Here is a 26,144-nt window from a genome sequence, read left to right as displayed (position 1 = left end):
GCGGCCGTCACGGCCGATGACGACGGCTTGTTCGCCCTTGATGCGGGCGGCGGTGCCGAAGGCCTGGCCGATCTGGCGCGCGATGCCGATGTCCAGTGTCTTGCCCACGATGCCGCGGATATCGTATGCCTTGAAAATGCTCGGTGAAAGTACGGACATAAAACAAAACCTCAAAATCAACTAAAAGCAAAACGCTATTTCTTCTTCCTCAGGATCATCCACTGCGGCGCATTGAATCGCACGATCTGCGCATACAGCCATGTATAGCCGACCACAAACAATGCGGAAAATCCGACGAGCACCCACTTGCTGTGCCAGAACAAAGTGGCCGGGATGATGGCAGTCAGGGATAAGAGCCAGAGATATGGAGAAGTCAATGCATTGCGCCGCGTTTTTGCGCGCGCTCCTTGCGTGCCCAGCGTCCAGCGTACCAGACGTTTGAAGACAAGCATATGCAGATGAACGCCGTCCGGTATGCCGGGCGAAATGCCACGCACAAATTTCTTTCGATAGATCGAAAAGATGACTTCGAATGCCGGATAAATCATCAGCAGGGCCGCATACCATGCCGACACTTGCGGATTGCGGGCGATCAGCAAGACTGCCAGTTCCGCCAGCATGAAACCGAGGAAGTAAGCGCCGCCGTCGCCGAGGAAAATGAGGCCGAACGGATAGTTCCAGATCATGAATCCTGCGGTCGCCCCGGCAAGTACCAGTGCCGCCGTCGTGACATGCGCATCGCCGACCTGCATCGAGACATAAGCCAGCGATAACGCGATGAATATCGAGATCGCCCCGGCCAGACCGTTGAAGCCATCAATGATATTGATGCCGTTGGCAATGCCGGCGACGCAAAGCACCGTAAAAAGCAGCGATACCGGTGCAAACCTCAGAAAGGAGTCAATGAAGGAAACGTCGATCCTGACGATCGCCGCATGCAAGAGAAAATAGCCGACCACCGCCGAGAGCAGCGTAAAAATCAAACGGTACAGAACACCCACGTTCTTGGTCCAGTCTTCGAGTATGCCGGAACCGAATGCAAGCGTCGAAGACAACAGTAGCAGGAATATCCAGGCGCCGATGTGAGGAGCACGCCAGTAGGCAAGCCCGCCGCCCGCCGCCACGGCAATGAAAATTGCCAATCCTCCGATACGGGGAACCGGGTGGGAGTGGAATTTTTGCGCGCCATTCAGTTCGTAGTCCAGGGTTTTTTCGTTAACGACTGACAGCTTGATGATGAAGAAGCCCACCATCAATGCGACGAAAAAACTGACTATGATTGAATGCATGTATGCTGTGTTTGAACCGGAAGAAAAGCGGATTTCCCGCTCCACGTTTTGAATGTCGATCCTGTACCGGAAAAATTAATCTTGTTGCCGGGAGCCATGCAGGCAAAGCCGGCTTGCTGGAGACTTGAAAAACGCATTCATATCGCCAGGCGGCATACGGAAGATGCCGGTTCGGCCCAATGCGTCAGCCTGTATTGGCCGGTATTGCAAGGTCCGAAATCTGTGTTTCGCGTCCATTGTGCAGCCTTGAGCTACGAATGTCGAAACCGCCTTTATTTAATTTAAATATTGCCAACTCTCTATAATATAGGAGAAACCATCAGATCATAAGCTCGCCCGATCAGGTTTTCGGGAAAATCGTACTGGCGACGGTATAGAAGCCCGGAATACCTCCTGGCAGCAAGCTTTTCAACGAAATCGCAGTCAATTCATGCATACGGACAAAACGGTTCTGGTTACCGGCGCCGCGGGCTATATCGGCTCGCACACCTGCGTCGAATTGCTTTCCGCAGGCTGTGCGGTTGTCGCGGTCGACAACCTGTGCAACAGCTCGCGCGTATCGCTGTCGCGCGTCGAGAAAATCACCGCCAAACCGATCCATTTTTATCAAGTCGACGTCCGCGACAGGATCGCGCTGGACGCTCTCCTCGTCAAACATCAAATCGATGCGGCCATCCACTTCGCCGGACTCAAGGCAGTCGGCGAATCCGTCAAGGAACCGCTCGCATATTTGGACAATAATGTCTCCGGCACGGTCACGCTGTTGCAGGCGCTGTCGCAGGCAGAGGTCAAGCGCTTTCTGTTCAGTTCCTCCGCAACAGTCTATGGCGCGCCGCAATCCGTTCCCATCACCGAAGCGGCGCCCTTGTCGCCGACCAACCCCTACGGCCGATCGAAGCTGATGGTCGAACAAATTTTGCATGATCTGGGCCAATCGGATCCGTCATGGTCCATGGGGGTGCTGCGTTACTTCAATCCGGTCGGCGCGCATCCCAGCGGCCAGATCGGCGAAGATCCGCGCGGCGTCCCGAACAACCTCATGCCTTATGTCGCGCAGGTGGCGGTGGGACGCATGCCGCGGCTGATGGTATTCGGCGACGACTATCCCACACCGGACGGAACCGGGGTTCGCGACTACATCCACGTCGTCGATCTCGCGCAGGGACATGTCGCAGCGCTCGAACGCCTCTTCAATACTCCCGGCAGCTTTACGCTGAACCTGGGCACCGGCCGCGGCTACAGCGTGCTCGATGTGGTGCGTGCATTCGAGTCGGCAAGCGGCATCCCGATCCCCTATGAGGTCACGCAACGTCGCCCCGGCGATGTTGCCACGTGCTATTCCGATCCGTCACGCGCGGAAGCCCTGCTCGGCTGGAAAGCGTGCAAAAGCCTGGAAGAAATGTGCGCGGATCACTGGCGCTGGCAGAACACGAATCCTCGCGGATATCAGGACTGACACCACACGCGCCGCTGATTATGCCGCGCGCATCAACTGTCGCTGATCGAGAACCCGCTCATACAAGTCAACATAGGCCTTGGCCATTTTCTGCGCCGTAAACAGACTGACAAAACGCTCACGCGCCCGTTGTCCCATTTGCTCGGCCAGTGCCGGGTCATGCTCCAGGCGCTGCATCGCCTCTCGCAGCGCCACCGGATCGCTGGGCGGCACAACAATTCCTGTCAGCCCGTCGATATTCACATAACTGCTGCCGGTGCCGATTTCGGATGAGATGAGCGGCTTGCCATACATCGCGCCTTCGAGGAGTGTCACACCGAAGGCCTCGGAGCGCAGATGCGAAGGAAAGACAACCGCTTTGCACAACTTCAGCAGTGCCACCTTGTCCTCATCGGGTACGGCGCCGACGAAGCGCACGTTCGTCAGGCCCAGGCGCGTGGCCTGTTGTCTCAGGCTCGCTTCGACCGGACCGGCGCCGACGATCACGACCCGGCTGTTGTTGTTGGCACAGGCATCGAGCAGAATATGCAAGCCCTTGTAATAACGCAGCACACCGACAAACAGGAAAAATCCTTCGCCTTCCTGCTCGCGCCAGTAACGCAATCGCTCCGGCGTCGGCTCCGGATAACAGTTTTCATCCATGCCGATAGGAATGACGGTCGCCTTGTCCCGATATTCCTGCAGGATCTCGCTGCTCTGCAGGTAGTTGGGTGAGGTCGGCACGATCATGTCGACGTTGGCGAAAAAGCGTCGCATCAGCGGCCGGTAGGCCGGCATCAGCATGCGCTGGCGAACGATGTCGGAGTGGTAAGTCAGAATTGCAGGCTTGGTGTGGCCGCCAAGCAGGTTCAGCACGTCCCCGAATGGCCAGGGATAGTGATAGTGAACCAGGTCGGCGCGTGCCGCCGAATCGCGGAACAGATGCAGGGCATTGAAGGATATCGGGGTTGACGCGATTTCCAGATGTGTCTGCGCCCGCAACACCTCCACGGTGCCCTCGCGCAGCACGGGACTCGCATTTCCCTGCCAGCTGAGGGTAAATATCCGGTTCGAGACGCCCATCGGCTCGGTGGCAGCTGTCAATTGACGGATGACCGCCTCCACGCCACCCATCGAGTCCGGGTAGTAAGTCTTGAAAACGTGAAGTACCTTGATTGTCGCCGACATGTCACACGCTTCCGATCACTGAGCGATACACGGCCACCGTCTCTTCCATTGCGCGATTCCAGGTCAATTGCGCGCCGCGTTCGCGGCCGGCGGCAATGCACTTCCTCCGCAAGCTATCGTCGGTCGCCAGTTTCAGCATCGCGCCCCTTATCTCGTCCATGGACAACGGATCCACTTCCAGCGCAGCGCCCGCGGAAACTTCCGGCAAGGATGTCGTGCCGGAAGTCACGACTGGCACGCCCGAGGCAAAGGCCTCGACAACAGGAATACCGAAACCTTCATAGAGCGAAGGAAAGACAAAAACACCCGCTTCCGCATACACGTGCCGCAGACGTTCTTCCTGCGTCAAGTCGTTGATCCATATGATATTGGCGCCACCCCTGACCGCAGCCCGGAGTTTGCTCAATAAAACCTCGCATCCCCAGCCTGCCCGTCCGACGATGACCAGTTGCCGATCACGCTGCATGTCCATCGGCAAGCTCAGGTACGTTTCGACGATGCGCTCAACATTTTTTCGCGGCTGCAGCGTGCCGACAAAAAGAAAATATCCCGGGCGCAAGCCATACATCCTGCATGTTTCGTCAATCGCGGACTGCTCCGGACGTTCCTGCCAGGCCGGGTCCACGCCGCAATGCACGACTGTGATCCGGCGCTCATCAATGCCGTACGACTCCACCAGCTCCTTGACGGCGAAACGCGAAAGCGCTATCACATGATCCGCCTTGTGCGCTGCATTCTTCTGCACCCAGTTCTTGATGCCTCTCAGGTTCTTCCTGGTCCATTCGGGATGCGTCAACGGGATCGCGTCGTGCAAGGTTGCGATCACGGGACAGCGCATCCTGATGATTCGATAGTCGGTCGCGTGGTACACGTCGACAGGCAGATCGCTTCGCACCGAACCCGGCGTCAAAAAATCACGCATCGACAGTGCGCTGTAGGAGTGCGACATCGCCCGGCCCAGGCGAAACTTGCCCCTCGATCCCTTGCCGGGCAGCGTGGAAAAGGAATATCCCGTCACTTTGCAACCGAATGCGGGCAAGCCCCGCAGCAAGGCACTGGTATAGACGCCAATCCCGTCCAGACAACCCTTCGTCAATATCGGCTCAACCGTCGTCGTGCTCAAGCCCACGCGGATCGAGCTCATTTTGTACTGGCCATCCACCGCAGCGTCTCTTCCAGCGGAATATAGTCGAGCTCACCGATCAGCCCACGCAACTTCTCGGTTGATCCCACCAGCGTCTTGACCTCCGAATGTCTCACAAAAGCCGGGTTCACGCGTACGTCGATTTCATAGCCGGCGATCTCGCGCATGAGCGCAAGAATGTCGCGTATGGAATAGGGGCGGCCGCTGCAGATATTCACCACCTGTCCCGCGCAATCATGCTCGAGCAATCCGCGATAGGCGCGTGCCACCATCCGGACATCCGAGAAATCGCGTTCCACATCCAGGTTCCCGAGTTCGATCATTGCGGCGCGGCGCGTGAAGTGCGAAACGATCTTCGGAATCAGGAAATGCGGCGCCTGTCCGACGCCGGTGTAATTGAACGGGCGCGTGATGACGATCGGCAGGCGATCGCACCAGGTCCGGACCATGTACTCCATGGCAAGCTTGCTGGTCGCGTAGTGATTCACGGGCTCGGGCGACTGATCTTCGGAGATGACACCCGCCTTGGCATTGCCATAGATGTTGGCGCTGCTTGCCACCAGTACGCGCTGCGGTGAAAGTCCGGCATCGGCGATCGCCTGTATCAGATTGAGCGTGCCGATCACGTTCACGTGATAAAACGCCTCCACGTCCGCATGCTGCACGAAGCTGATTGCAGCCAGGTGGATCACGTAATCGGGCCGCACTGTTTCCATCACGCGGCGGCAATTGTCCAATGAGGTGATGTCAAGGATCACCTCATTCGGTCCGGAAGGGGCGCCGACCACGGCCCCGATCACGGTATACCCGGCCGCCTCCAGCTCCGCCCGGACATATTTGCCGGTAAAACCGTTGACGCCAGTCAGCAATACACGACGCTGTTCAGTCACAAATGTCTTTTCAGAAAGAGAAACCACGCTCGTTTCTGCGCAAATCGGCCTGTACCATCATCTGGCATAGCTGCTCCAGCGTGGTTGCGGGTGCCCAGCCGAGCTTAGCCTTTGCCTTGGCAGGGTCGCCGATCAAGAGGTCGACTTCCGACGGCCGGTAGAACCGGGGATTCACCCGCACCAGCGTCTTACCGGTGGCAGCATCCAGGGCGACTTCCTGCTCGCCCTTGCCGCGCCATTCGAGCTGGTAATCCGCCGCCTTGAAGGCCATGGTCACAAAGTCGCGCACGGTTTCGGTACGGTTGGTTGCGAGCACGTATGTATCCGGCTCGGCAGCCTGCAGCATGCGCCACATGCCTTCCACGTATTCCTTCGCATAGCCCCAGTCGCGTTTGGCATCCATGTTGCCGAGCTCCAGCATGCTTGCCTTGCCGAGGCGGATCTTGGCAACGGTATCAGTGATCTTGCGGGTGACGAATTCGCGACCGCGCAATGGGGATTCATGATTGAACAAAATGCCGCTGCAGCCGAAGATGTTGTACGACTCGCGATAATTGATGGTGATCCAGTGGGCATAGAGCTTGGCCACACCGTAGGGGCTGCGTGGATAGAACGGCGTGCTCTCGATCTGCGGAATGGCCTGCACCTTGCCGAACATTTCGGAGGTCGATGCCTGGTAGAAGCGCACTGCCGGATTGACGATGCGAATCGCTTCCAGCAGGTTGAGCGGCCCGATCCCGGTAATTTCCGCCGTGGTCACCGGCTGATCGAAGGAAATGCCGACAAAGCTCTGCGCCGCCAGGTTGTACACCTCGGTCGCGCCGGTCGATTGCAGCAGACGGATGCTGGCGCTCAAATCGGTCAGGTCATATTCAACCAGCTGCAGATTCGGATGCTTGTCGATGCCAAGCTCTTCGATGCGCCAGAAATTCACGGAACTGGTGCGGCGGTAGGTGCCGACTACTTTGTAGCCCTTGCTCAGCAGAAGCTCGGCGAGATAGGCGCCATCCTGGCCGGTGATGCCGGTAATAATCGCTGTAGATGGTTTATTCATTTTTAATAGGAGTTCTTTAAGGAATTATAGAGACATAGCTACCGTGCTGCGCGTAACCAGCCGATGTTGTAGCGCTTGTCCGAATCAATGATGTTGACGCAGCGCATGATGCGCTTCAAAGTTCATCGACGATTTCACCTACCCGCTTGCGAAACAGGTGCATGCCCACCATGCAGAACAGGACGGCCAGCGCTGCCGGGACCAGCAGACTCTCCCATTGCGGCCATCGTCCATGCACCAGTATGTCCTGGTATGCCGCGATCAAGGGCACCATCGGATTCCAGTTGACGTAAGGCTTGATCGCGGCCGGCAGGATAGAGGCCGGGTACACCACCGGGGTGAACCAGAACCAGAACTGCAGCAGCACCGCGAACGCCTGTCCGACATCGCGAAAGAACACATTCAGCACGCCGACCGAAATACCGAGACCGATGGAAAAGATGATCTGGATCGCCAGCACCGGAAACATCGCGATAAAACTCGGCCCGGGGAACGTGCCGGAAAAAATCAGGAACAGCACGAACAACCCGAAAATGATCGCGAAATTCACCCCGGCATTGAGGACCACGATGACCGGCAGGCAGATACGCGGAAAGCTGATTTTCTTGATCAGGTTGGCGTTCTCGATAAAGACGTTCTGCGCACGCCCGACGATTTCAGCGAACAGTCCCCAGGTGAGAACGCCGGCGCACAGATAGATGCTGTAGGCGAAACCGTTGTCCACACCCGGCAGCTTGGCTTTCATCACCTGCGAAAAAATCACGGTATAAACCACGATCATCGCCAGCGGATTCAATATGGTCCATGCTGCGCCCAACAGCGAATTGCGATAGCGCGTCTGAAATTCGCGCTTGACGCTGCCCGAGATGAAGCCGCGATAGCTCCATACCGAACGCAACATGCCTACTGCCATTATTGAACCCTGCCGTATACGTCATCAAAGCGGACGATGTCATCCTCGCCCAGGTAAGACCCGCATTGTACCTCTATCAATGCCAATTCCGTATCACCGACATTAGTCAAACGGTGCTTGCTTCCGGCCGGGATATAGGTCGACTGGTTTGCCTCGAGCTTGATGGTTTGTTCGCCATTGATGACCTGCGCGGTACCGGAGACCACGACCCAATGCTCGCTGCGGTGATGGTGCATTTGGAGCGACAGCGATGCGCCGGGTTTAACGGCGATGCGTTTGATCTTGAAGCCCGGCGCTTCCTGCAACACAGTGTAGGTTCCCCACGGGCGAGCAACGGTGCGATGCACCTTGTGCGCATCGTGGCCGCTGGCCCTGAGGCGGTTGACAACTTCCTTCACTTCCTGGCTCTTCGACTTGTCCGCCACCAGCAGCGCATCCGGCGTATCGATCACCAGCAGGTTATCCAGGCCGATGATCGCGACCAGCCGGTCCCTGGTCTCGATATGCGTATTGCGGCTGTCAATGACGATGGTCTGGCAATTGTTGTTGGTGTTGCCGTCTTGATCGGCCGGAATGGCGTCCGCCACCGCATTCCATGCGCCGATATCGCTCCAGTCGAAGTCGCCGGGAATGACGGCAATGTTCTTGGCTTTTTCCATGACCGCATAGTCGATGGAGATATTTTCGAGTGCGGAGAACGTGCTCGGCAATTCCATCTTGTCGCCATCAGCCTTGGTGCTTGCCCATACCGCGCGTGCCGCGTCCAGCAGGGCCGGGTTGTAGGTCGCGAAGGCATCCAGGATCGCGCTGGCCTTGAAGCAGAACATGCCGCTGTTCCAGACGTAATTGCCCTGCGCAAGATAACGTCCCGCTGTGACAGAGTCGGGCTTTTCCACGAAGCGCTGCACCACCTGCGCATGCTGGCTCACTTGGTCGCCCATCTCGATGTAGCCAAAGCCGGTTTCAGGCGCCTTGGGCTTGATGCCGAACAGCACCAGGAAGCCGTCCTTCGCGAGCGCTTCCGCGTGACGCACCGAGGTATAGAACGAGGGCGTGTCCTTGATCAGGTGATCGGCCGGCATGACCAGCATGCAGGCATCGCTTTTCTGCTCCACCGCCCACAGCGCGGCTAGCGCGATCGCCGGCGCGGTATTGCGCCCGACCGGTTCCAGCAGATAGCTCGGCTTGACCGCCTGGTCGGCCAGCTCGTCATGGGACAGGAAATAGTAGTCGCGATTGGTGACGATCAATGGCGCCGTATTATTGGATACGGCCAGCGCGCGTTCATGGGTTTGCGTCAGCAGGCTCTTGCCGCCGCCGATACGCATGAACGGTTTCGGATGGGCCTCCCGCGATACCGGCCACAACCGGGTTCCGGCACCGCCTGAGAGAATAATGGGGATCAACATGATGCTATCTCACTGTTTATGTTGTTGGGGCGCCCTGCGTCGGGCGGAGACACGCTGTCTCGATTCCTGACTGTCGTTCCTACTCCATGCACAAACGCAGCGCACCGCGCCAGTCGGGCAGGCCGCAGAATGTGTTCACAAACCGCTCGCATGACAGCACCGAGTTGACAGGCCGTCTGGCGGGTAGCGGATACTCCTGTGTTGCAATTGGTGTCACTACCGGTTTTCTGTTTACTGACCAATGCGCAACAATAGTCTGAGCAAAACCATGCCATGTGGTTTGACCTTGCGCAGCAAGATGGTAAAGACCGGATTTCTCCCGCCACAGGTCCTGATCCAGGCCAACAAGCCTTTTTCCAGCGCCCAGAAATGCCACAACATGCGCAGTCGCATCGGAAATGGTGCGACACCAGGTGGGCGTGCCGTGCTGATCGACAACAATGCGCAACTCGTCACGCTCTTCAGCCAGACGCCGCACCGTCAGCAGGAAGTTCTTGCCGCGCATGCCATAGACCCAACTGGTACGAAAAATCAGGTGCGGAATACCGCTCGCCTGAATCGCCTGCTCACCGGCCAGCTTGCTTCGACCGTAGACATTGATCGGGCAGGTCGGGTCTTCCTCGGAATAGGCGCCACTCTTTCTGCCGTCAAACACATAATCCGTGGAAAAGTGAATCATCGCCGCACCGAGCTTGCTGGCTTCCTCAGCCATCACTGCCGGGGCCTCGCCGTTGATGCGCAATGCCAGTTCCGCCTCGCTCTCGGCCTTGTCCACCGCCGTATAAGCTGCCGGATTGACGATAAGATGCGGTCGCACGTTGCGAATGGCCTCGCGCACACTGTCGAGATCCGCCAGATCCATCTGGGCACGATCCAGCGTAACGATCTCGCCCAAGCCTTGCAGGCTGCGCTCCAGCTCATAGCCGACCTGGCCGGTTCTTCCTGTCAGAAGAATTCTCACGCGAACACCTCCGCCTCGGCGAGCAGCCTGCCATTGCGGTCTTTCTCGGAGAGCACCGGCTCGATGCCGGGCGGCCAGTCGATACCGATAGCCGGATCATTCCATGCGATGCAACGTTCGTATCCGGGAGCCCAATAATCCGTGGTCTTGTAGAGAAATTCCGCCGAATCGCTGGTCACGATGAAGCCATGCGCAAATCCGGGGGGCACCCACATCTGCCGCTTGTTGTCCGCCGAAAGCGTCGCACCTACCCACTTGCCGAAGGTCGGCGAACTCTTGCGGATGTCGACCGCAACATCAAAGACTTCGCCCGCGACCACGCGCACAAGTTTTCCCTGCGGCTGCTGGATCTGATAATGCAGCCCGCGCAAGACATTCCTGGCTGAGCGAGAATGGTTGTCCTGCACGAAGCGAAGATCCGGCGCACCAGTCAGCGCCATGAATTCGCGCTCGTTGAAGCTTTCGAAAAAGAAGCCGCGCGCATCACCGAACACCGTGGGCTCGAGAATGGCAATGTCGCGGATGGCTGTCGTAATGAGCTTCATCGTCAGAATACTTTGTCTTTGAGTATCTGCAGCAGATACTGGCCGTACTCGTTTTTCTGCAGCGACTGCGCCAGCTTTTCAAGCTGCTCGGCGCTGATATAACGTTTGCGGTAAGCGATTTCCTCGGGACAAGCGACTTTCAGGCCCTGGCGCCTTTCAATGGTGGCGATGAATTGACCCGCATCCATCAGCGATTCATGCGTGCCCGTATCGAGCCACGCCATGCCGCGTCCCATGACTTCGACATTCAGCTTGCCACGTTCGAGGTACGCCCGGTTGACATCGGTAATTTCAAGCTCGCCGCGAGCGGAAGGGCGAATATCCGCGGCAATGTCGCACACCTGCTGGTCGTAGAAATAGAGTCCGGTCACTGCATAGTTCGACTTCGGCGCCGTCGGTTTTTCGACAATGCTGATCGCGCGCCGGTTGCCGTCGAACTCGACCACGCCATATCGTTCGGGATCCTGCACGTGATAGGCAAATACCGTTGCTCCGTCCATGGAGGCTGCCGCCTTGCGCAGTTGCGCATCGAAATCGTGGCCGTAATAGATATTGTCGCCGAGGATCAGCGCCGACAAGGCATTGCCGACAAATTCGCGCCCGATGATGAAGGCCTGCGCCAGCCCCTCAGGTGCGGGCTGAACCGCATAGCGGATATTGATTCCCCATTGGCTGCCGTCACCGAGCAGCTCGCCGAAGCGCGGCGTGTCCTGCGGGGTGGAGATCAACAGGATGTCGCGTATGCCCGCCAGCATCAGCGTGGTCAGCGGATAGTAGATCATCGGCTTGTCGTACACCGGCAGCAATTGCTTGGAAACCGACGTCGTCACCGGGTACAGGCGAGTGCCGGAGCCGCCGGCCAGAAGGATGCCCTTGCGCTGGCGCGTCATTCCCCCCTCCCCTCACGCTGTGCGTAGTTCTTCTCGACCCATTTCAGATACTCGCCGGACTGCACGTCGCACACCCAGTCTTGGTGGTCGAGATACCATTGCACCGTTTTTTGAATCCCGGTCTCGAAGGTTTCGGCGGGTTTCCATCCAAGCTCGCGCTCGATCTTGCCGGCATCGATTGCATAGCGGCGGTCGTGCCCCGGCCTGTCCGTCACAAAAGTGATCTGATCACGATAGCTGCCGGCCTTCCCGGGCGCAAGCTTGTCGAGGATGTCGCACAGCGTGTGCACGACGTCGAGATTGGTTTTTTCGTTCCATCCCCCGATGTTATAGGTTTCGCCCGGCCGGCCGTCCTGGAGTACACGGCGAATGGCGGCGCAGTGGTCGCCTACATACAGCCAGTCCCGCACGTTCTTTCCATCGCCATAAATCGGCAGAGCCTTGCCGGCAAGCGCATTGGTGATGACCAGAGGGATCAGCTTTTCCGGGAAATGATAAGGACCGTAATTATTGGAACAATTGGTGGTCAGCGTCGGCAGGCCATAGGTATGGTGATAGGCGCGCACCAGGTGGTCCGAGGCCGCCTTGGAAGCCGAATACGGATTGTTGGGCGCATAGGCCGTCTGCTCGGTGAAAGGCGCATCGGCCGGGCCGAGCGATCCGTACACTTCATCGGTGGAGACATGCAGAAAGCGAAATCCGGCGCGTTCCGTTTCGCTCAATTCCGCATAATAGGCACGCGCCGCTTCCAGCAGGCTGAAGGTGCCGTTGACATTGGTCTTGATGAATTCGCCCGGGCCATGGATGGAGCGATCGACATGGCTCTCAGCTGCAAAATGCAGAATGGCGCGCGGTCCGTGCGTGGCGAGCAGCTTGGTCACCAGCGTCGTATCGCCGATATCGCCTTTAATGAAAATATGGCGAGTATCTTGCCTTAGTGACAACAGGTTATTCAGATTGCCCGCATAGGTCAGCTTATCCAGGTTCACAACCGGCTCGCCACCGTTTGCCAGCCAGTCGAGAACAAAGTTCGAGCCAATAAAGCCCGCCCCACCTGTCACGAAAATCATTTATCCCTGTGCTCAGTAAAAACAGTAAACCTATGATTTTACTTGAAATTAATTAATAAAATCTTACGACGCCATTACAACAGGATTCTTCCGCTGCATGGGTAAAGAATTGTTACGGCGACATTCCTTCGGAAAACCGGATAACCTGCTTATATAATCCTTCGTTTCGGCGAGCATCTTGCGAATGGGCAATGTGTCGTCGGATTTCTTGTTGACCAGCATCGTTTTTATGACCACTTACGCCATCGGCGACCTGCAGGGCTGCTGCCCAAAGCTGACTGAACTTCTGGAGCACATTCACGCCATCTCTCCCGCCCCGAGACTGATCTTCGTCGGCGATCTGGTCAATCGCGGACCAAAGTCCCTGGAGACCCTGCGTGAGGTGCGCGATCTCGGCGAGCGCGCCGAAGTGGTGCTCGGAAACCACGACCTGCATCTGCTTGCGGTCGCATGCGGCCTGCGCAAGCAGCATCGCTCCGATACGCTCGACGATGTTTTGAATGCACCCGACCGGGACGAGTTGCTCGACTGGCTGCGTCGGCGGCCTCTGGCCCTGTTCGAGAACGGCCATCTGCTGGTCCACGCCGGCGTTCCGCCGCAGTGGACCGCACAGCAGACCATGGCGCTCGCCAGCGAAGTGGAAGAAGTATTGCGCGGCCCGCACTGGGTTGATTTTCTTGCGCAGATGTACGGTAACGAACCGGCAAAATGGGATGATGCACTGGAAGGCGCCGATCGCCTGCGCTGCATTGTCAACGCACTGACCCGGATTCGTTTCTGCACTGCCGACGGAAAGATGGACCTGTCCGTATCAAAGGGGGTCGAAACCGAATTGCCCGGTTATATGCGCTGGTTTGAAGTCCCGGGCAGAAAAACCGAAGATGTGCCGGTCGTGTTTGGTCACTGGTCCACGCTGGGACTGATCATGCAGCCCAATCTGATCAGCCTCGATACCGGCTGCCTGTGGGGCGGCAAGCTTAGCGCTGTCTGCCTGGAAGATCGGCGCGTGGTGCAGGTTGACTGCCCGCAATATCAACGCCCCGGATCGATTTGATCCACGACGCGCTCGGCAGGTCCGAGCGCCGATGCAATCGCGTGGCGCGCCGCATCGGCGAGCTCACGCCGGTGCGATACAACACCGGTTTCAATGGTCGGCAGAAGTGTCAATTGCACGATCATGCCGCCCGCCTTCAGTACTGTCAGCATGCTTTCCAGGAAACTCATCTCGCCGACGAAATCCGCGGCGGGATGCAATCTCCCATCCTTGTCGACGTAACGCACGGCGTAAGGTTGAACCGGCACTTCCGCTTCAATTGCCGCTTCGAACAGATTGGCATGAAAAGGCAGCAGCGTCCCCTGCGGTGCCGTTGTGCCCTCAGGGAAAAACGCAACATGCTCACCGGCATGAAGGCTGGCAACCAGCCCCTGGTAAATCCTTCTCACGTCACGCAGCTTGCCGCGCGAGATGAAGATGGTGCCGGTCTTTTCGCATAGCCACCCGATCAGCGGCCAGTCACGGATGTCCGACTTCGCGACAAAGCGGCAAGGGTGGAAGGTGTTGATGACGAAGATATCGAGCCAGGAAACATGATTGGCGACGATCAATGCGCGTGGAGCATCCGGCACACCCTGCGCATGCCGGATCTGAACCGCGACATTGCAGAGCGCAAGCAGCTCGCGCGACCATCGCCGCACGTGGTTCTGTCGCCCGGCCGCATCGGTCCGAGGAAAAATCAACGCGCAAATCGCCAAGCCTCGAAACAAATGAAGCACCACGCGCAGCAAGCGAAAAGCGACCATGCGCGCGGCGGTCAGCGTTCGAAGGCGATATGGCCGGAAACGATGGTCGCCCTCACCTGTCCGAGCAGCTCATATCCAAGGAAAGGCGTGTGCTTGCCTTGGCTGGCCAGTGTTTTCGCTTCCACTTTCCAGCGTGCGGCAGGATCGAATACGCAAACATCGGCGACGCTGCCGATGCTCAGTCGACCCGAGGCCAGGCCCACGACACGTGCCGGGTCGCACGTCACTTTCGCCACGGCCTTGCTCAGCGGCTGTTGCGACTTGTCGACATACTCGTCCGCCCATTTCAAGGCCAGCGACAGCAGCAATTCCAGTCCGGTCGCGCCTGGCGAGGCTTCTCCGAAGGGCAGCAACTTCTCGTCGTCATCGACCGGCGTATGGTCGGAACAGATGACGTCAATCGTCCCGTCCAGCAAGCCCTGACGAATCGCGTCGCGGTCGCGCTGGGCGCGGAACGGCGGCGTAACGCGTGCGTTGGAATCGAAGAAGCCGATGTCCACGTCGATCAGGTGCACATGGTGAGCGCCAACATCGCAGGTCACCGGCAGGCCTTCCTTCTTGGCCGCGCGGACAAGCTCGATCCCCGCAGCCGACGAGATGCGGCACAGATGCACTCGTGCTCCGGTGGCGCGCACCAGCTCGAAAATCGTGTGCAACGCGACCGTCTCCGCCATTACCGGAACGCCGGGCAGTCCCAGGCGCGACGCGACCGCCCCGCTATGCGCGATCCCGCCGCTGCCAAGATGCGGGTCCTGCGGCCGCAGCCAGACGGTATAGCCGAAAGTCTTCGCATACTGCATGGCGCGCATCAGTACGGTGGTGTCGAATATCGGGGAGTCCGCCTGCGAGAAGCCGATGCATCCTGCTTCCGTCAGTTCGGCCATCTCGGTCAGTGCCTCCCCTTTCAGGTCCGCTGTCAGGGCGCCGAGCGGATAGACATGCGCCTGATTCAAGCTCTTGGCGCGGTGTTTCAGCATTTCGACCAGCCCCGGTTCATCGAGCACAGGTTCGGTGTCGGGCGGGCACACCAGACTGGTCACGCCGCCTTGCATCGCGGCCTGCATTTCGGATTCGAGGGTTGCCTTGTATTCGTAACCGGGCTCGCGCAGGCGTGCGCTCAAGTCGACCAGTCCGGGAGCCACGACCATGCCGCTGGCATCAATCGTCCGGCTTGCGGCAAACCCCTCCGGCGCCTTCCCTACAGCGGCAATCTTGCCAGCCACGATATAGACATCCTGTTGCGCGTCGATGCCGTTGGCCGGATCGATGACGCGGCCATTCTTAATGTGGATTTTCATCGTTTAATTTCCCGCCAATATGCTCATCACTGCCATGCGCACCGCAATGCCGAATGTGACCTGCGGCAGAATCACGGCCTGCGAACCATCCGCCACTGCAGAGTCGATCTCGACGCCGCGGTTCATCGGCCCCGGGTGCATCACGATTGCGTCCGGCTTGGCCAGTGCCAAACGCTCCGGCGTCAGCCCGTAGCTCTTGAAGAACTCCTGCGCGGATGGCAGCAGCGCGCCGCTCATGCGCTCATTTTGCAAGCGCAACATGATGATCACGTCAACGCCTTTCAAACCCTCGTTGATATCCGTGAAAACGCGCACACCCATCTGCTCCAGGCCGCCCGGCAGCAAGGTCTGCGGCCCCACTGCGCGCACCTCGGGCACGCCCAGCGTCGTCAGCGCATGGATGTCGGAGCGCGCGACGCGGCTGTGCAGAATGTCGCCGACGATCGCCACCGTCAGGTTGGTGAAGTCCTTCTTGTAATGGCGGATGGTGTACATGTCCAGCAGGCCTTGCGTCGGATGCGCATGGCGACCGTCGCCGGCATTCACGACGTGCACATGCGGCCGGTTGGTGTCCACCAGGTGCTTCGCGATCAGATACGGTGCGCCCGATTGCGCATGGCGCACGACGAACATGTCGGCATGCATCGCCGCCAGGTTGTCGATCGTGTCGAGCAGGGATTCGCCCTTGGTCGTGCTTGATGCAGCGATGTTCAGATTGATCACATCGGCCGACAGCCGCTTGGAAGCAATCTCGAAGGTTGTGCGGGTGCGTGTCGAGTTCTCGAAGAACAGGTTGAATACGCTCTTGCCGCGCATCAGCGGGACCTTCTTCACCTCGCGGTCGCTGACCGAGACGAATGACGATGCCGTGTCGAGGATGTGGTTGATGATCGCTTTGGGCAGACCTTCGATGGTGAGAAGATGCTGCAGCTCACCGTTCTTGTTCAGTTGGGGATTAAGCATGATCCACCGTTAGGGAGAGTCGGCCGTCGTCGGCGCGTTGCAGGACAAGTTGTTGACCGTTGGCCAGCGCGACCGTATCCGCCACAAAATCGGCGGCAATCGGCAGCTCGCGACCACCGCGATCGACAAGGGCAGCGAGCATGATTTTCGCGGGGCGCCCGTAGTCGAACAGCTCGTTGATCGCAGCACGCGTGGTGCGCCCGGTGTAAAGGACATCATCCACCAGCACGATGGTCGCGCCTTCGACCTCGAACGGGATGTGCGTCGGCTTCACTTCGGCATGCAGTCCCTTCTCCGCATAATCGTCGCGGTAGAACGACACGTCGATGAAGCCGAGACGTTCCTGAAGCTGCAACTCGGCCGCCAGCCGTTCGGCCAGCCAGGCACCACCGGAATATATGCCGACAATGGCCACGTTTTCGGCGTTCGCGAGGCTCGCTTTCACGCGCTCCGCGAGCACCTTGTACAGTGCCTCGGCATCGAATTTAGGATTCGGCATAGTCATTGAAGTATTGTTGCAAAATAATTGCGGCAGCTTCGGCGTCGATCGTTTCGCCGCGCTGTTGGGGAATCACTGCGGACGAATATCGCTCGTCCACCAGCACGGTCGGCACGCCGAAACGGCCATTCAGCTGGTTGGCGAATCGTCGGCAACGCACCGTCATTTCGTGCTCGGTGCCGTCGGGATGGCTCGGCAAGCCGACCACGCAGCATGCCGGCTGCCATTCTTTCAACAAAACGGCAATTGCCTCGAATTTCGCGTCGTTGGTGGCGGCAGTAATGACAGTCAGCGGCTGCGCCTGCCTGACCAATGTATTGCCGATGGCGACACCAATACGTTTCAAGCCGAAATCGAAAGCGAGGACCGTCTTAGGCATGCCCCGCGTCACCCGCCAGCATGGCCGGATCGAAACCCAGCAATTTCATCGCCGCTGAAAAACGCTCCTCGATCGGCAGATCGAAGATGATCGCCGGATCGGCGCGCACCGTCAGCCATCCATTGCGGGCGATTTCTTCTTCCAGTTGCCCTGCGCTCCATCCGGCGCAGCCGAGGCTGACGAGAATGCGCCCGGGTCCGTCGCCGGCGGCCACCGATTCCAGCACATCCTTGGAAGTGGTCATTGCAATGTCGTCCGTCACCTTCATCATCGACGAGAATCCGCCATGTGGCGAATGCAGCACGAAGCCGCGCTCAATCTGCACGGGACCGCCGAACATGACCGGTTTGCTATCGAATGGTGCGCGATTCGGGGCAATCTCCAGCTTCAGATCGATCCGCTCGAACAGCACATCCATCGTCATGTCGGTGGCCTTGTTGATGATCACACCCAAGGCGCCACTGGCGTTGTGCTCGCACAAGTAGATCACGGTGCCGCCGAATACGGGATCCAGCATGGACGGCATGGCAATGAGAAAATGATCGGCGAGATTCAACTCGGAAGCGGGAGCGGTATCGGAAGAAGCGGAAAAATCTGGAGTACCCTGGGGTGACCCAGGCGTCGAGGAAAACGAGCGAGTCTTTCTTGGTTTCACCATAATGAGCATTTTAACAGTTTTGGCGGCAATCTCGGCCGCGAAAACGATCAAGGTAAAGAAAGCCGGCGACGGATTCAAGAACATCCATGAGCAAGTTTGACAAGTCCCTCGTATGGTTTCGTCGCGATTTGCGGACTATCGACCATGCAGCCCTGCATCATGCGCTTATGCAAAGCCGCCAGGTCTTTTGCGCTTTCATTTTTGACAAGAATATACTGGGTCAACTTCCGCGCAAAGACAGGCGGGTCGAGTTCATTCTTGCGTGCGTGGCTGAACTCGATACCGCATTGCGCGAACTTGGCGGCGGCCTGATTGTGCGCCATGCCGCTGCGTCCGACGAGATTCCTCGCCTGGCCGCGCAACTTGGTGTCGACGCGGTCTTTGCCAACCACGACTACGAGCCGGCCGCCATTGCCCGCGACGCCGAAGTCGCATACAAATTGAAGGAATCCGGACGGGTCTGGCTCAGCTTCAAGGATCAGGTGATTCTTGAAAAATCGGAAGTCCTGACCCGGTCCGGCAAGCCGTTTTCGGTGTTCACTCCCTACAAGAACGCGTGGCTGAAGAGGGTGCACTCCGACGAGGATTTGTTTCTGGCATCCTATCCGGTCGAGCCGCACTCGGCGCGACTTGCGCCCGCACCCGCCAGTGTTTCGGAGCCGATGCCATCCCTTACCGATCTCGGCTTCGAGCAGACCGGGCTGTCCCGGCTTGATCTTCCCACCGGTATGTCTGGTGCGCAGGTATTGTTCAAGGATTTTTGCGGTCGTATGAGCAACTACCGGCGCGTACGCGACTTCCCGGCGATCAAGGGGCCGTCCTACCTGTCGGTCCACTTGCGATTCGGCACGATATCGATCCGCGGCCTGGCACGCGAAGCGTTCAATGCCCTACGCAGTCCGGACAGCGACGGTGCGGCGGCCTGGCTCTCGGAACTCATCTGGCGCGACTTCTATTTCATGATCCTGCACCACCATCCGCATGTCGTCGCTGGCGCATTCAAGCCGGAGTACGACGCCGTTCAGTGGGAAAGCGGTACGTACGCAATGCAGCTTTTCAAGGCGTGGTGCGAAGGCCGAACCGGTTATCCGTTGGTGGACGCGGCATTGCGTCAATTGAACCAGACCGGCTATATGCACAATCGGCTGCGCATGGTCGCTGCAAGCTTCCTGATCAAGGATCTCGGCATTGACTGGCGCTGGGGCGAACGCTATTTCGCGGAACGGCTGAACGATTTCGATTTGGCCGCCAATAACGGCGGATGGCAGTGGGCAGCGTCATCAGGTTGCGATGCCCAACCCTATTTCAGAATCTTCAATCCGGTCGCGCAGTCGGAGAAATTCGACCCTGACGGAAAATTCATCCGCCGTTACCTGCCACAACTCGGCAAAGTGCCGACAAAATATATCCATGCGCCGTGGTTGATGCCGGCCGGGGAAGCACGTAAGTCCGGCCTGGGCGCCGACTATCCGCTTCCGCTTGTGCAGCACGAAGAAGCGCGCAAGCGCACCCTGGAGCGATATGCAGTCGTCCGGTCGAACCGCTGATCGTTCGGCCGTAATGCCAGACTGCTGTAAAACAAAGGCCCGCTGTTTGGCGGGCCTTTGCGGAGGGACGTTGTGTCCGCGCCTCAGGCGATCGGTGTTTCCTTCTTGACGAATTCCGCAATCAGGCCAAGCAGTTGTTCTTCCTGATACGGCTTCCCAAGATACTCGTTCACGCCAAGTTCCAGTGCGTAGTTGCGATGTTTGCCGGCAGTGCGGGAGGTAATCATGATGATGGGAATATGCCGCGTCCGCTCGTCGCCGCGCACGTTGCGGGTCAGATCGAACCCATCCATGCGCGGCATTTCGATATCGACCAGCATCACATCCGGCGTCAGGGATTGCAAATGCTCAAGAGCATCCACGCCGTCTTTCGCCAGCACGACCTGGTATCCCTCACGCGCCAGCAAACGCTGCGTGACACGCCGCACCGTCAGTGAATCATCGACCACCATCACGATGTTTTGCGTGCGCAGGCCTTGCACCGGTTCCGCCATAGGCGTGCTGGGTGTCGGCGCCGCCATTTCGGCGATTGCACCCATGGACGCAGGCGCATCGGAAGCAATGATCCGCGGTGCGCGCATGTTCTCTTGAACTGAACGCTGTGACAGCGGCACCGGATTCAGGATGAGCACGATGTCGCCGGAGCCCAGCACTGTCGCGCCGGCGATGCCGATCAGACGGGCCAATTGCGGACCGATATTCTTGACCACCACCTCACGGTTGCCGATGATTTCGTCCACATGAACTGCGACGCGATCATGGCCACTCTTCAAGATCAACAAGGGTGAATAATGTTGGGACACCGGCGAAGCCGTCGTGTCGCCCAGCAAAGTCGACAGGTAATACATCGGAACGCGCTGGCCCTGCCAGACAACCGCACCGTCGTTATAAGCCGAGGCGAGTGCATTGGTCTTGAGCTGCTGCACTTGCTCCACCAGTACCGACGGCACTGCGTATGTCTTGCCGCCCGTGGTGAGCAGCACCACCTGGGTAACCGCCAGCGTCAACGGCAAATGAATGGTGAAGTGCGTTCCCTTGCCCGGCTCGGACCAGGTCGACACACGTCCACCCAAGGCTGCCGCTTCAGAGCGGACCACATCCATCCCGATCCCGCGCCCGGCGAGTTCGGTGATTTCCTCCGCAGTGGAGAATCCAGGATGAAAAATCAGGTCGGTCACTTCGTCGTCCGACATGTCGCTATCGTTGGTCAGCAAGCCAATGTGTCGCGCCTTGTCGCGTATCCGCCCGATGTTCAGGCCCTGCCCGTCATCCGAAAATTCGATCACAACCTCGTTACCGTCCTGGCGAATTTCCACCAGCAATTCGCCGGTTTCATCCTTTCCGGCAGCATGACGTGCCTCGCGCTGTTCGATGCCGTGGACAATCGCATTGCGCAGCAGATGCTCGAACGGGCCGGTCATCTTCTCCAGCACGCTACGGTCGATTTCCACTGCGCTGCCGCGGATGTCGAGATTGACCCGCTTGTCCATTTCCTTGGCAGTCTGCCGTGTAACGCGGAACAGGCGTTCCGAGATGCTCGCAAACTGGACCATGCGCACCCGCATCAGGTCTTGTTGCAGATCGCGCGTCAAACGTGCCTGCGCGGACAAGTCATCCGATGCGCTGTCCAGCGTCTTGACCAGGTTCTGGTGTACCGATCCGACGTCGTTCACGCTTTCCGCCATCATGCGGGTCAGTTCCTGCAAGCGCGTGAATCGATCGAATTCCAGCGGGTCGAATTCACGATCGGCCGAATGCGCCATGCGGGAAGTGATCTGCGTTTCGGCCTGCATTTCAATTTCGCGCAGCTGATCGCGCAGGCGGACCACGTTTTCCGTCAATTCGCCCAGCGACTGCTTCAAGGTATCGACTTCCGTCTCAAGCTTGGATCGGGAAATGGAAACCTCACCGGCCTGGTTGACGAGGCGATCCAGAATGTCAGCACGCACACGAACCAGCGGCGCAGGCCCTGTCGGCGCCGCAAGGGGGCGTGCAGCCGGCGCCTTGATCGATGCCAGCCGCCCTGCCTGAATCGGCATCAGCGGTGCTAACACCACGGGTTCCGCGACTGCCGGCAATTCCGTGGCAGCATCCCCAGCCTGGTCTGCCGGTGCCGGTTGGGCCTTGGCTGCCTGCGGATTCTGCAATTGCTCGAACATTTGCAGACCCTGGTCGTACCGAATCAGCAGATCCTCAATGGCAAGCGGCGAAGGCACGCCGAGGCGCATGATGTTCTCGATGCGCGTCTCCATATCATGCAAATGCTGACCCAGTCCCATGGCGCCCGCCATGCGCGCACTTCCCTTGAGGGTGTGCAAGGAACGCAGAGTCGAGTGCGGCAAACTGAGGTTGGCAGGCTGGCCCTGCCAGCCACGCAGCGCCGCTCCGAGTTGCGGCAGGATGTCGCGCCCCTCTTCGAAGAAGACCGGCAGGAGATCGGCATCAAGCTCATCTTTGAGGACCAGCGCCGGATCTGTTGTCGTATCGGACTCGCCGGCAAATACTGGCTCCACAAAGGGCACAGTGCTCACCGGGTCCGGAAGAGTCGCCGTCGGTGCAGTTTCAGCCCGGTCTTGCGAGAACGGCTCTTTCTGTGCAGCCTCGGGAACTGGCTCCGGTTCAATGGCCGCCATTGGTTCGCTGACGTCCGCCACTTGCGAAGCCGGACTATATTCATGGGAATCGTGTGCTGAAGCCGCCGCCGGCATCTCGCTATGGGCGGCACGCGTCTCGATGTCCTGCACGATGCCGTTCAGAAGCCGAACATACTCCGGTTGATGTGTCGGCAGCTCACCCAGGGCGAACTTCTGCAGCATCAACTTCATCCATTCGATGCTTTGCTCAAGCGTGTCGAAATTGTGATCGGTCAGCCGAACCGGCTTGCGCATCAGGGATTGCAGTGCGATCTCGAGCGCGTGAGCGACTTCCTGAAGTGCGGTAAAACCGACGGTTGCGGAACTGCCGGAGAGTGAATGTGCCGCATGCACCGACTGCACGCTGACATGACGGTCCGGCTCATGCCGCCACTCGGCAAGGTCCTGCGACAGAACCCGGACCAATTCATCCGTCTCAGCCAGATAAATATTATGGAGCGGAACGCTGATTTCCAGATCGCCAATGCGTTTGACGTTATCGTTGTGCTTGACCTCCGGCGCGTGCATTGTCGGGAATTCGATCACTTCGGCGATCGCAACGACGGGGGCAATCGGCGCGACCGATTCCGCAGCAGGTTCGCGGACGGGGTCGACAGATGCCACCGCATCTCTCTCGGCATCAAACATTGCCATATCAGCGTCCGACAAGCTGACCTCCTCGGCCTGCGGCAATGCCGCCCCAGGCTCCGTCGCCATGTCAAACTCGTCGTCGCCGGATGCGGTACTGTCAGCGGCCATTTCGGCAGACGCGATCGTCTTCGAATCGGAATCCGCGACCGGTGCGTCAATCTGAAATTCTTGATCGTCTACCGTTACGTCCTCGACGACCTGCCTATCCTCGAAATCGATGGCGGTGTCATCAACAGGTGTTTGCGCGACATTCAAAGCGGGTTCGGAAGTCCCATCTCCCCGAGTGTCATTCTCGTAGACAAACTGACCGCCCGACTTGACACGCTCGGCAGCTGCAACCAAAGCATCTTGCGTATGGCTCGACTTGCCCTCGCGCTTGAGGTCCTGCACCCAGTCCCCCAGCACATCCGCTGCCTTGTCCAGCAAGGCGTACAGTTCCGCATCGCCACCACGCGCATCTGACAAGCGCAGGTTCAGCACCTGCTCGATACTCCACGCTGCCTCGCCAAAAGCAACCAGGCCGACCATGCGGCTGCTACCCTTCAAGGTGTGAAACGAACGACGAAGCGTAGTGAGATGTTCCTGGTTATGCGACTGGTTGCGTGATTCCGGCAAGGTCTGCATTACGGTGCCGAGCACTTCTTCCGCTTCGGACAAAAATATCTCGAGAAGCTCTGCGTCGACCGCCTCGTCGCTCGAAGGGGTGACGACGGGTGGCAAGGTATCGGCCGCGGGCATAACCGGGACGGTTGCAGAAATGATGTCCACCAGTGCCTCTTGCGAGGCCGAGAAATCCGGACGTCCCAGGATTTCAATGCCTGCCTTTGCACGATCATTCGCCTCCGGATTGTCGACCAGCGTCGCGTCCAGCCGTATCTGTTCGAGCGATTCCTTCAGTTGCTCCTGCAGCACCTGATTGCCGGGTTCGGCAGTCAAAGACATCGCCAGTTCGGCTGACTGCTGCTGCGAAAACGCCAGCTCATCCTCCACGGTAGGCAGCTCCGGCGACGCGGCCTCAGCGGGCGGAAGATCGAAACTCGCAACAGACTCCGGCTCCGCTACCGTGTCAGGGAGAAAAGGGTCAGGAGTGGAATTTCTTTCGACCAGCTTGGCATGAAACACTCCCTGGTCTTCGTCGAACGAGAATCGCTTTTTCGCATCGTCAGATTGATGCTCCAAGGTCTCGATGAAGAAGCTCAGCGCCCCGACGTTTTGTGCCACCAGCTGGAACTCCTGCACATCCGGCGCATTTTCTTCTTCGGTCTCGATGAATCGCCGTACCGCGGCTCTGGTGTGCTGAATGGTGCGGACGGCGTCCGTCTGATCGAGCACCGCCAGCGCGCCTTCGATCTGATGCAGGATCAGGTCCAGCTGGCCCAGCGAGGTGCGCTGTGACGGGTCACGGAAATATTCGTCGAGCATTTTCTCGACCTGACGCAGACTTGCCTGCATTTCGCCGGCCAGCGCTGTCATTGTCTGCCGCTGCTGCGCTTCACGCGACATGTCGTCCAGCCAGTCGGCCGCCTGCGTGGGCGCCTCCCCTGAGACGACCGCCAGAAGACGCGCGGTCATTGCATCGGCCCGCTCCGCGAAGTTGGGCGACAGACGGCCGATTTGATTCAAGGAATTTTCTACGAACAACAGGCTGGTCGCCATTTCCAGCCCCAGCATGTCACCGGGTTTGGCGCGTGCCGCATGACGCGCAATCCCCTTCAGTTCGCGCAACAGCTTTGTCAATGGAATGGAGTTCAGCTTGGCGCCAGCTTCGGCCAGAGCAAGCATTTCATGCTCGAAGGATTCCGCGACACTGGCGTCGCCACCGGCAATCCGGTTCCACATGTTTTTCGCCTGCGACAGCCTCTCTTTCGCTGCGGCGAGTGCGTCGACATCGATCTGCCCGTAGCGCTTGGTGTCGTAATCGGACGGTACCAGCCCATCCAATTGGTAAGCAGCACGAATTTGCCGCGCACGCGGCGATGGATCGGGCGTCTTTGCAATAAAAAATAAGGCATCGCGCAGCAGTCTTTCCGCAATGCTGGAAGAGCCCTGACACAGGCGGCGAATCTGGAGATTGATGCGCGCAAACAGCTGCTTGACATAGATCTCATTCGAAATCTGTCCGGCTGAAACCGCTTCGGACAGGCCGTGCATGACCCACCAGAAGGCCCGTGCCTGCTGGTTCCCCTGCAGGCTTTCGATCTCGCCAACGATGTCGCGCATGACTGCGGCATTTTTCAGCTCGCTGCTGCGATTCGAGCTTTTCAAGAACGGCAGAAGTGCCTGCTCGAAGCGTTTGCGCAGGCTGACGAACCGTGCCGATGCCGCTGGCGCGACAGGGCCGGTGCCGGGCAGTTGCGGTCGAATCGCCAGGTTGGGAAAAAACAGGTCGGCGGGATGAATGCGTTCGGCGCCGCGCGCTTCAAGCAGCGCCCGGTAGTAAGGGAACAGGCGCACCGGTTGATGTGGCATGCCGGACATCAACTCATCGAGATATTCGATCAATGCCTGGTAACCGTTATCGATGGCCTGGGCCAACTCCTTGCTGAGCGGCAGTTGCCCGGCATCTACACGGTCAAGCAAGTCTTCGACGGTTTCCGTCATAATCGCAATACCGTCGACATCAACGATTTGCAGTGCACCGTGCGCCTGATGCAGGTAAGTCTTCGCATGACGCATGGACGTCATCTGCGCCTCTGCATCCTGTGCGATGGCGTCGTGGATCGCGGCCTTGGAGCGGTTCAGCGCTTCGCGGATTTCACCTATCACCCAGGACAGCGGTCCGGTATCGAAGTCGGCCCGGACGCCTTGCGATGAATTGGAAGAAGAGGTGGTCATGACTGCCTCGCGGGGTCAAAAGGCGGCAAGCCGTCATAACGGCCAGCCGCCAAGCATCACTAATGGGTCATCAGGCCAGTCGCCGACAATACG

The 26,144-nt window shown here is 58.7% G+C and carries 21 protein-coding genes and 1 pseudogene; 3 read left to right on the top strand and 19 right to left on the bottom strand.

All coding sequences use genetic code 11. From position 1 onward, the window contains the following. Positions 1-159 (bottom strand): annotated as a pseudogene (locus VJ651_RS22700) (phosphomannomutase/phosphoglucomutase); the annotation flags it as partial. Positions 160-194: 35 nt separating this feature from the next. Then, positions 195-1,289, bottom strand: coding sequence for a glycosyltransferase (locus VJ651_RS22695; RefSeq protein WP_324109602.1), 1,095 nt, complete (start codon positions 1,287-1,289; stop codon positions 195-197). Positions 1,290-1,719: 430 nt separating this feature from the next. Between VJ651_RS22695 and galE the strand changes: the two genes are divergently transcribed. Next, positions 1,720-2,745 (top strand): UDP-glucose 4-epimerase GalE, encoded by a 1,026-nt coding sequence (gene galE, locus VJ651_RS22690; protein ID WP_324109601.1) that lies wholly within the window; start codon positions 1,720-1,722, stop codon positions 2,743-2,745. 18 nt (positions 2,746-2,763) lie between these two features. Here galE and VJ651_RS22685 read toward each other — a convergent pair whose 3' ends face one another. The 10 genes from VJ651_RS22685 to rfbB all read right to left on the bottom strand — a co-directional run bounded on the left by VJ651_RS22685 (position 2,764) and on the right by rfbB (position 12,788). After that, positions 2,764-3,912: a glycosyltransferase family 4 protein gene (locus VJ651_RS22685; RefSeq protein ID WP_324109600.1), complete on the bottom strand. Its 1,149-nt coding sequence runs from the start codon at positions 3,910-3,912 to the stop codon at positions 2,764-2,766. A gap of 1 nt (position 3,913) precedes the next feature. Further along, complete coding sequence (locus VJ651_RS22680; protein WP_324109599.1) at positions 3,914-5,056, bottom strand: glycosyltransferase family 1 protein; 1,143 nt, start codon at positions 5,054-5,056, stop codon at positions 3,914-3,916. Beyond that, a complete protein-coding gene (locus tag VJ651_RS22675; protein WP_324109598.1) occupies positions 5,053-5,946 on the bottom strand; it encodes an NAD-dependent epimerase/dehydratase family protein in 894 nt (297 codons plus the stop codon). The genes VJ651_RS22680 and VJ651_RS22675 overlap by 4 nt, the downstream gene beginning before the upstream one ends. 10 nt (positions 5,947-5,956) lie before the next feature. After that, on the bottom strand, positions 5,957-7,000 hold the full coding sequence (gene gmd, locus VJ651_RS22670) for a GDP-mannose 4,6-dehydratase (protein ID WP_324109597.1): 1,044 nt from the start codon (positions 6,998-7,000) through the stop codon (positions 5,957-5,959). A 115-nt stretch (positions 7,001-7,115) separates the two neighbouring features. Next, on the bottom strand, positions 7,116-7,901 hold the full coding sequence (locus tag VJ651_RS22665) for an ABC transporter permease (RefSeq protein ID WP_324109596.1): 786 nt from the start codon (positions 7,899-7,901) through the stop codon (positions 7,116-7,118). 11 nt (positions 7,902-7,912) lie between these two features. Then, positions 7,913-9,322 carry a mannose-1-phosphate guanylyltransferase/mannose-6-phosphate isomerase gene (locus VJ651_RS22660; protein ID WP_324109595.1) on the bottom strand — a complete coding sequence of 470 codons (1,410 nt, stop codon included), beginning with the start codon at positions 9,320-9,322 and terminating at the stop codon, positions 7,913-7,915. 79 nt (positions 9,323-9,401) lie between these two features. Continuing rightward, a complete protein-coding gene (gene rfbD / locus VJ651_RS22655; protein WP_324109594.1) occupies positions 9,402-10,283 on the bottom strand; it encodes a dTDP-4-dehydrorhamnose reductase in 882 nt (293 codons plus the stop codon). Then, positions 10,280-10,828, bottom strand: coding sequence for a dTDP-4-dehydrorhamnose 3,5-epimerase (gene rfbC / locus VJ651_RS22650; protein ID WP_414691382.1), 549 nt, complete (start codon positions 10,826-10,828; stop codon positions 10,280-10,282). Before rfbC ends, rfbD begins: the two co-directional genes overlap by 4 nt. Positions 10,829-10,830: 2 nt before the next feature. After that, positions 10,831-11,718 carry a glucose-1-phosphate thymidylyltransferase RfbA gene (gene rfbA / locus VJ651_RS22645; protein WP_324109593.1) on the bottom strand — a complete coding sequence of 296 codons (888 nt, stop codon included), beginning with the start codon at positions 11,716-11,718 and terminating at the stop codon, positions 10,831-10,833. Next, on the bottom strand, positions 11,715-12,788 hold the full coding sequence (gene rfbB, locus VJ651_RS22640) for a dTDP-glucose 4,6-dehydratase (RefSeq protein ID WP_324109592.1): 1,074 nt from the start codon (positions 12,786-12,788) through the stop codon (positions 11,715-11,717). Before rfbB ends, rfbA begins: the two co-directional genes overlap by 4 nt. Positions 12,789-13,017: 229 nt before the next feature. On the opposite strand from rfbB, the gene VJ651_RS22635 reads away from it, so the two are divergent. Continuing rightward, positions 13,018-13,842, top strand: a complete 825-nt coding sequence (locus tag VJ651_RS22635) for a symmetrical bis(5'-nucleosyl)-tetraphosphatase (RefSeq protein WP_324109591.1) — start codon at positions 13,018-13,020, stop codon at positions 13,840-13,842. Here VJ651_RS22635 and VJ651_RS22630 read toward each other — a convergent pair. Genes VJ651_RS22630 through VJ651_RS22605 form a run of 6 tightly spaced genes read right to left on the bottom strand, consistent with a single transcriptional unit; the run spans position 13,821 to position 18,385 of the window. Next, on the bottom strand, positions 13,821-14,588 hold the full coding sequence (locus VJ651_RS22630; RefSeq protein ID WP_324109590.1) for a lysophospholipid acyltransferase family protein: 768 nt from the start codon (positions 14,586-14,588) through the stop codon (positions 13,821-13,823). The two genes, VJ651_RS22635 and VJ651_RS22630, sit on opposite strands and share 22 nt — an antisense overlap. An 11-nt stretch (positions 14,589-14,599) precedes the next feature. Continuing rightward, on the bottom strand, positions 14,600-15,886 hold the full coding sequence (locus VJ651_RS22625; protein WP_324109589.1) for a dihydroorotase: 1,287 nt from the start codon (positions 15,884-15,886) through the stop codon (positions 14,600-14,602). 3 nt (positions 15,887-15,889) lie between these two features. Then, positions 15,890-16,849, bottom strand: coding sequence for an aspartate carbamoyltransferase catalytic subunit (locus VJ651_RS22620; protein WP_324109588.1), 960 nt, complete (start codon positions 16,847-16,849; stop codon positions 15,890-15,892). Then, on the bottom strand, positions 16,842-17,354 hold the full coding sequence (pyrR, locus tag VJ651_RS22615; protein ID WP_414691381.1) for a bifunctional pyr operon transcriptional regulator/uracil phosphoribosyltransferase PyrR: 513 nt from the start codon (positions 17,352-17,354) through the stop codon (positions 16,842-16,844). The genes VJ651_RS22620 and pyrR overlap by 8 nt, the downstream gene beginning before the upstream one ends. Next, entirely contained in the window at positions 17,335-17,727 is a 393-nt protein-coding gene (gene ruvX / locus VJ651_RS22610; protein WP_324109586.1) for a Holliday junction resolvase RuvX, read from the bottom strand. The genes pyrR and ruvX overlap by 20 nt, the downstream gene beginning before the upstream one ends. After that, positions 17,720-18,385: a YqgE/AlgH family protein gene (locus VJ651_RS22605; RefSeq protein ID WP_414691380.1), complete on the bottom strand. Its 666-nt coding sequence runs from the start codon at positions 18,383-18,385 to the stop codon at positions 17,720-17,722. The genes ruvX and VJ651_RS22605 overlap by 8 nt, the downstream gene beginning before the upstream one ends. 86 nt (positions 18,386-18,471) lie before the next feature. Between VJ651_RS22605 and VJ651_RS22600 the strand changes: the two genes are divergently transcribed. Then, positions 18,472-19,932 (top strand): deoxyribodipyrimidine photo-lyase, encoded by a 1,461-nt coding sequence (locus VJ651_RS22600; protein WP_324109585.1) that lies wholly within the window; start codon positions 18,472-18,474, stop codon positions 19,930-19,932. 83 nt (positions 19,933-20,015) lie between these two features. Here the strand turns inward: VJ651_RS22600 and VJ651_RS22595 are convergent, their stop codons facing one another. Next, positions 20,016-26,051, bottom strand: a complete 6,036-nt coding sequence (locus tag VJ651_RS22595; protein ID WP_324109584.1) for an Hpt domain-containing protein — start codon at positions 26,049-26,051, stop codon at positions 20,016-20,018. Positions 26,052-26,144 lie beyond the last annotated feature (93 nt).

The organism is Noviherbaspirillum sp. (assembly GCF_035254865.1).
Classification (GTDB): Bacteria; Pseudomonadota; Gammaproteobacteria; order Burkholderiales; family Burkholderiaceae_D; genus Noviherbaspirillum.
The sequence above is the reverse complement of the archived record's forward strand: the minus strand, read 5'-3'. Positions and strand labels throughout refer to the sequence as shown.

Excerpts from the sequence above, each read along its gene's own strand:
- rfbB (WP_324109592.1), bottom strand. The coding sequence starts at position 12,788 with ATGATTTTCGTGACAGGTGGGGCGGGCTTTATTGGCTCGAACTTTGTT.
- VJ651_RS22630 (WP_324109590.1), bottom strand. The coding sequence starts at position 14,588 with ATGGTCGCTTTTCGCTTGCTGCGCGTGGTGCTTCATTTGTTTCGAGGC.
- ruvX (WP_324109586.1), bottom strand. The coding sequence starts at position 17,727 with ATGCCTAAGACGGTCCTCGCTTTCGATTTCGGCTTGAAACGTATTGGT.
- VJ651_RS22600 (WP_324109585.1), top strand. The coding sequence starts at position 18,472 with ATGAGCAAGTTTGACAAGTCCCTCGTATGGTTTCGTCGCGATTTGCGG.
- VJ651_RS22680 (WP_324109599.1), bottom strand. The coding sequence starts at position 5,056 with ATGAGCTCGATCCGCGTGGGCTTGAGCACGACGACGGTTGAGCCGATA.
- rfbA (WP_324109593.1), bottom strand. The coding sequence starts at position 11,718 with ATGACGCGCCAGCGCAAGGGCATCCTTCTGGCCGGCGGCTCCGGCACT.
- VJ651_RS22665 (WP_324109596.1), bottom strand. The coding sequence starts at position 7,901 with ATGTTGCGTTCGGTATGGAGCTATCGCGGCTTCATCTCGGGCAGCGTC.
- VJ651_RS22605 (WP_414691380.1), bottom strand. The coding sequence starts at position 18,385 with ATGGTGAAACCAAGAAAGACTCGCTCGTTTTCCTCGACGCCTGGGTCA.
- VJ651_RS22625 (WP_324109589.1), bottom strand. The coding sequence starts at position 15,886 with ATGAAAATCCACATTAAGAATGGCCGCGTCATCGATCCGGCCAACGGC.
- pyrR (WP_414691381.1), bottom strand. The coding sequence starts at position 17,354 with ATGACTATGCCGAATCCTAAATTCGATGCCGAGGCACTGTACAAGGTG.
- gmd (WP_324109597.1), bottom strand. The coding sequence starts at position 7,000 with ATGAATAAACCATCTACAGCGATTATTACCGGCATCACCGGCCAGGAT.
- VJ651_RS22635 (WP_324109591.1), top strand. The coding sequence starts at position 13,018 with ATGACCACTTACGCCATCGGCGACCTGCAGGGCTGCTGCCCAAAGCTG.
- VJ651_RS22685 (WP_324109600.1), bottom strand. The coding sequence starts at position 3,912 with ATGTCGGCGACAATCAAGGTACTTCACGTTTTCAAGACTTACTACCCG.
- VJ651_RS22595 (WP_324109584.1), bottom strand. The coding sequence starts at position 26,051 with ATGACCACCTCTTCTTCCAATTCATCGCAAGGCGTCCGGGCCGACTTC.
- galE (WP_324109601.1), top strand. The coding sequence starts at position 1,720 with ATGCATACGGACAAAACGGTTCTGGTTACCGGCGCCGCGGGCTATATC.
- VJ651_RS22695 (WP_324109602.1), bottom strand. The coding sequence starts at position 1,289 with ATGCATTCAATCATAGTCAGTTTTTTCGTCGCATTGATGGTGGGCTTC.
- VJ651_RS22660 (WP_324109595.1), bottom strand. The coding sequence starts at position 9,322 with ATGTTGATCCCCATTATTCTCTCAGGCGGTGCCGGAACCCGGTTGTGG.
- rfbC (WP_414691382.1), bottom strand. The coding sequence starts at position 10,828 with ATGAAGCTCATTACGACAGCCATCCGCGACATTGCCATTCTCGAGCCC.
- VJ651_RS22620 (WP_324109588.1), bottom strand. The coding sequence starts at position 16,849 with ATGCTTAATCCCCAACTGAACAAGAACGGTGAGCTGCAGCATCTTCTC.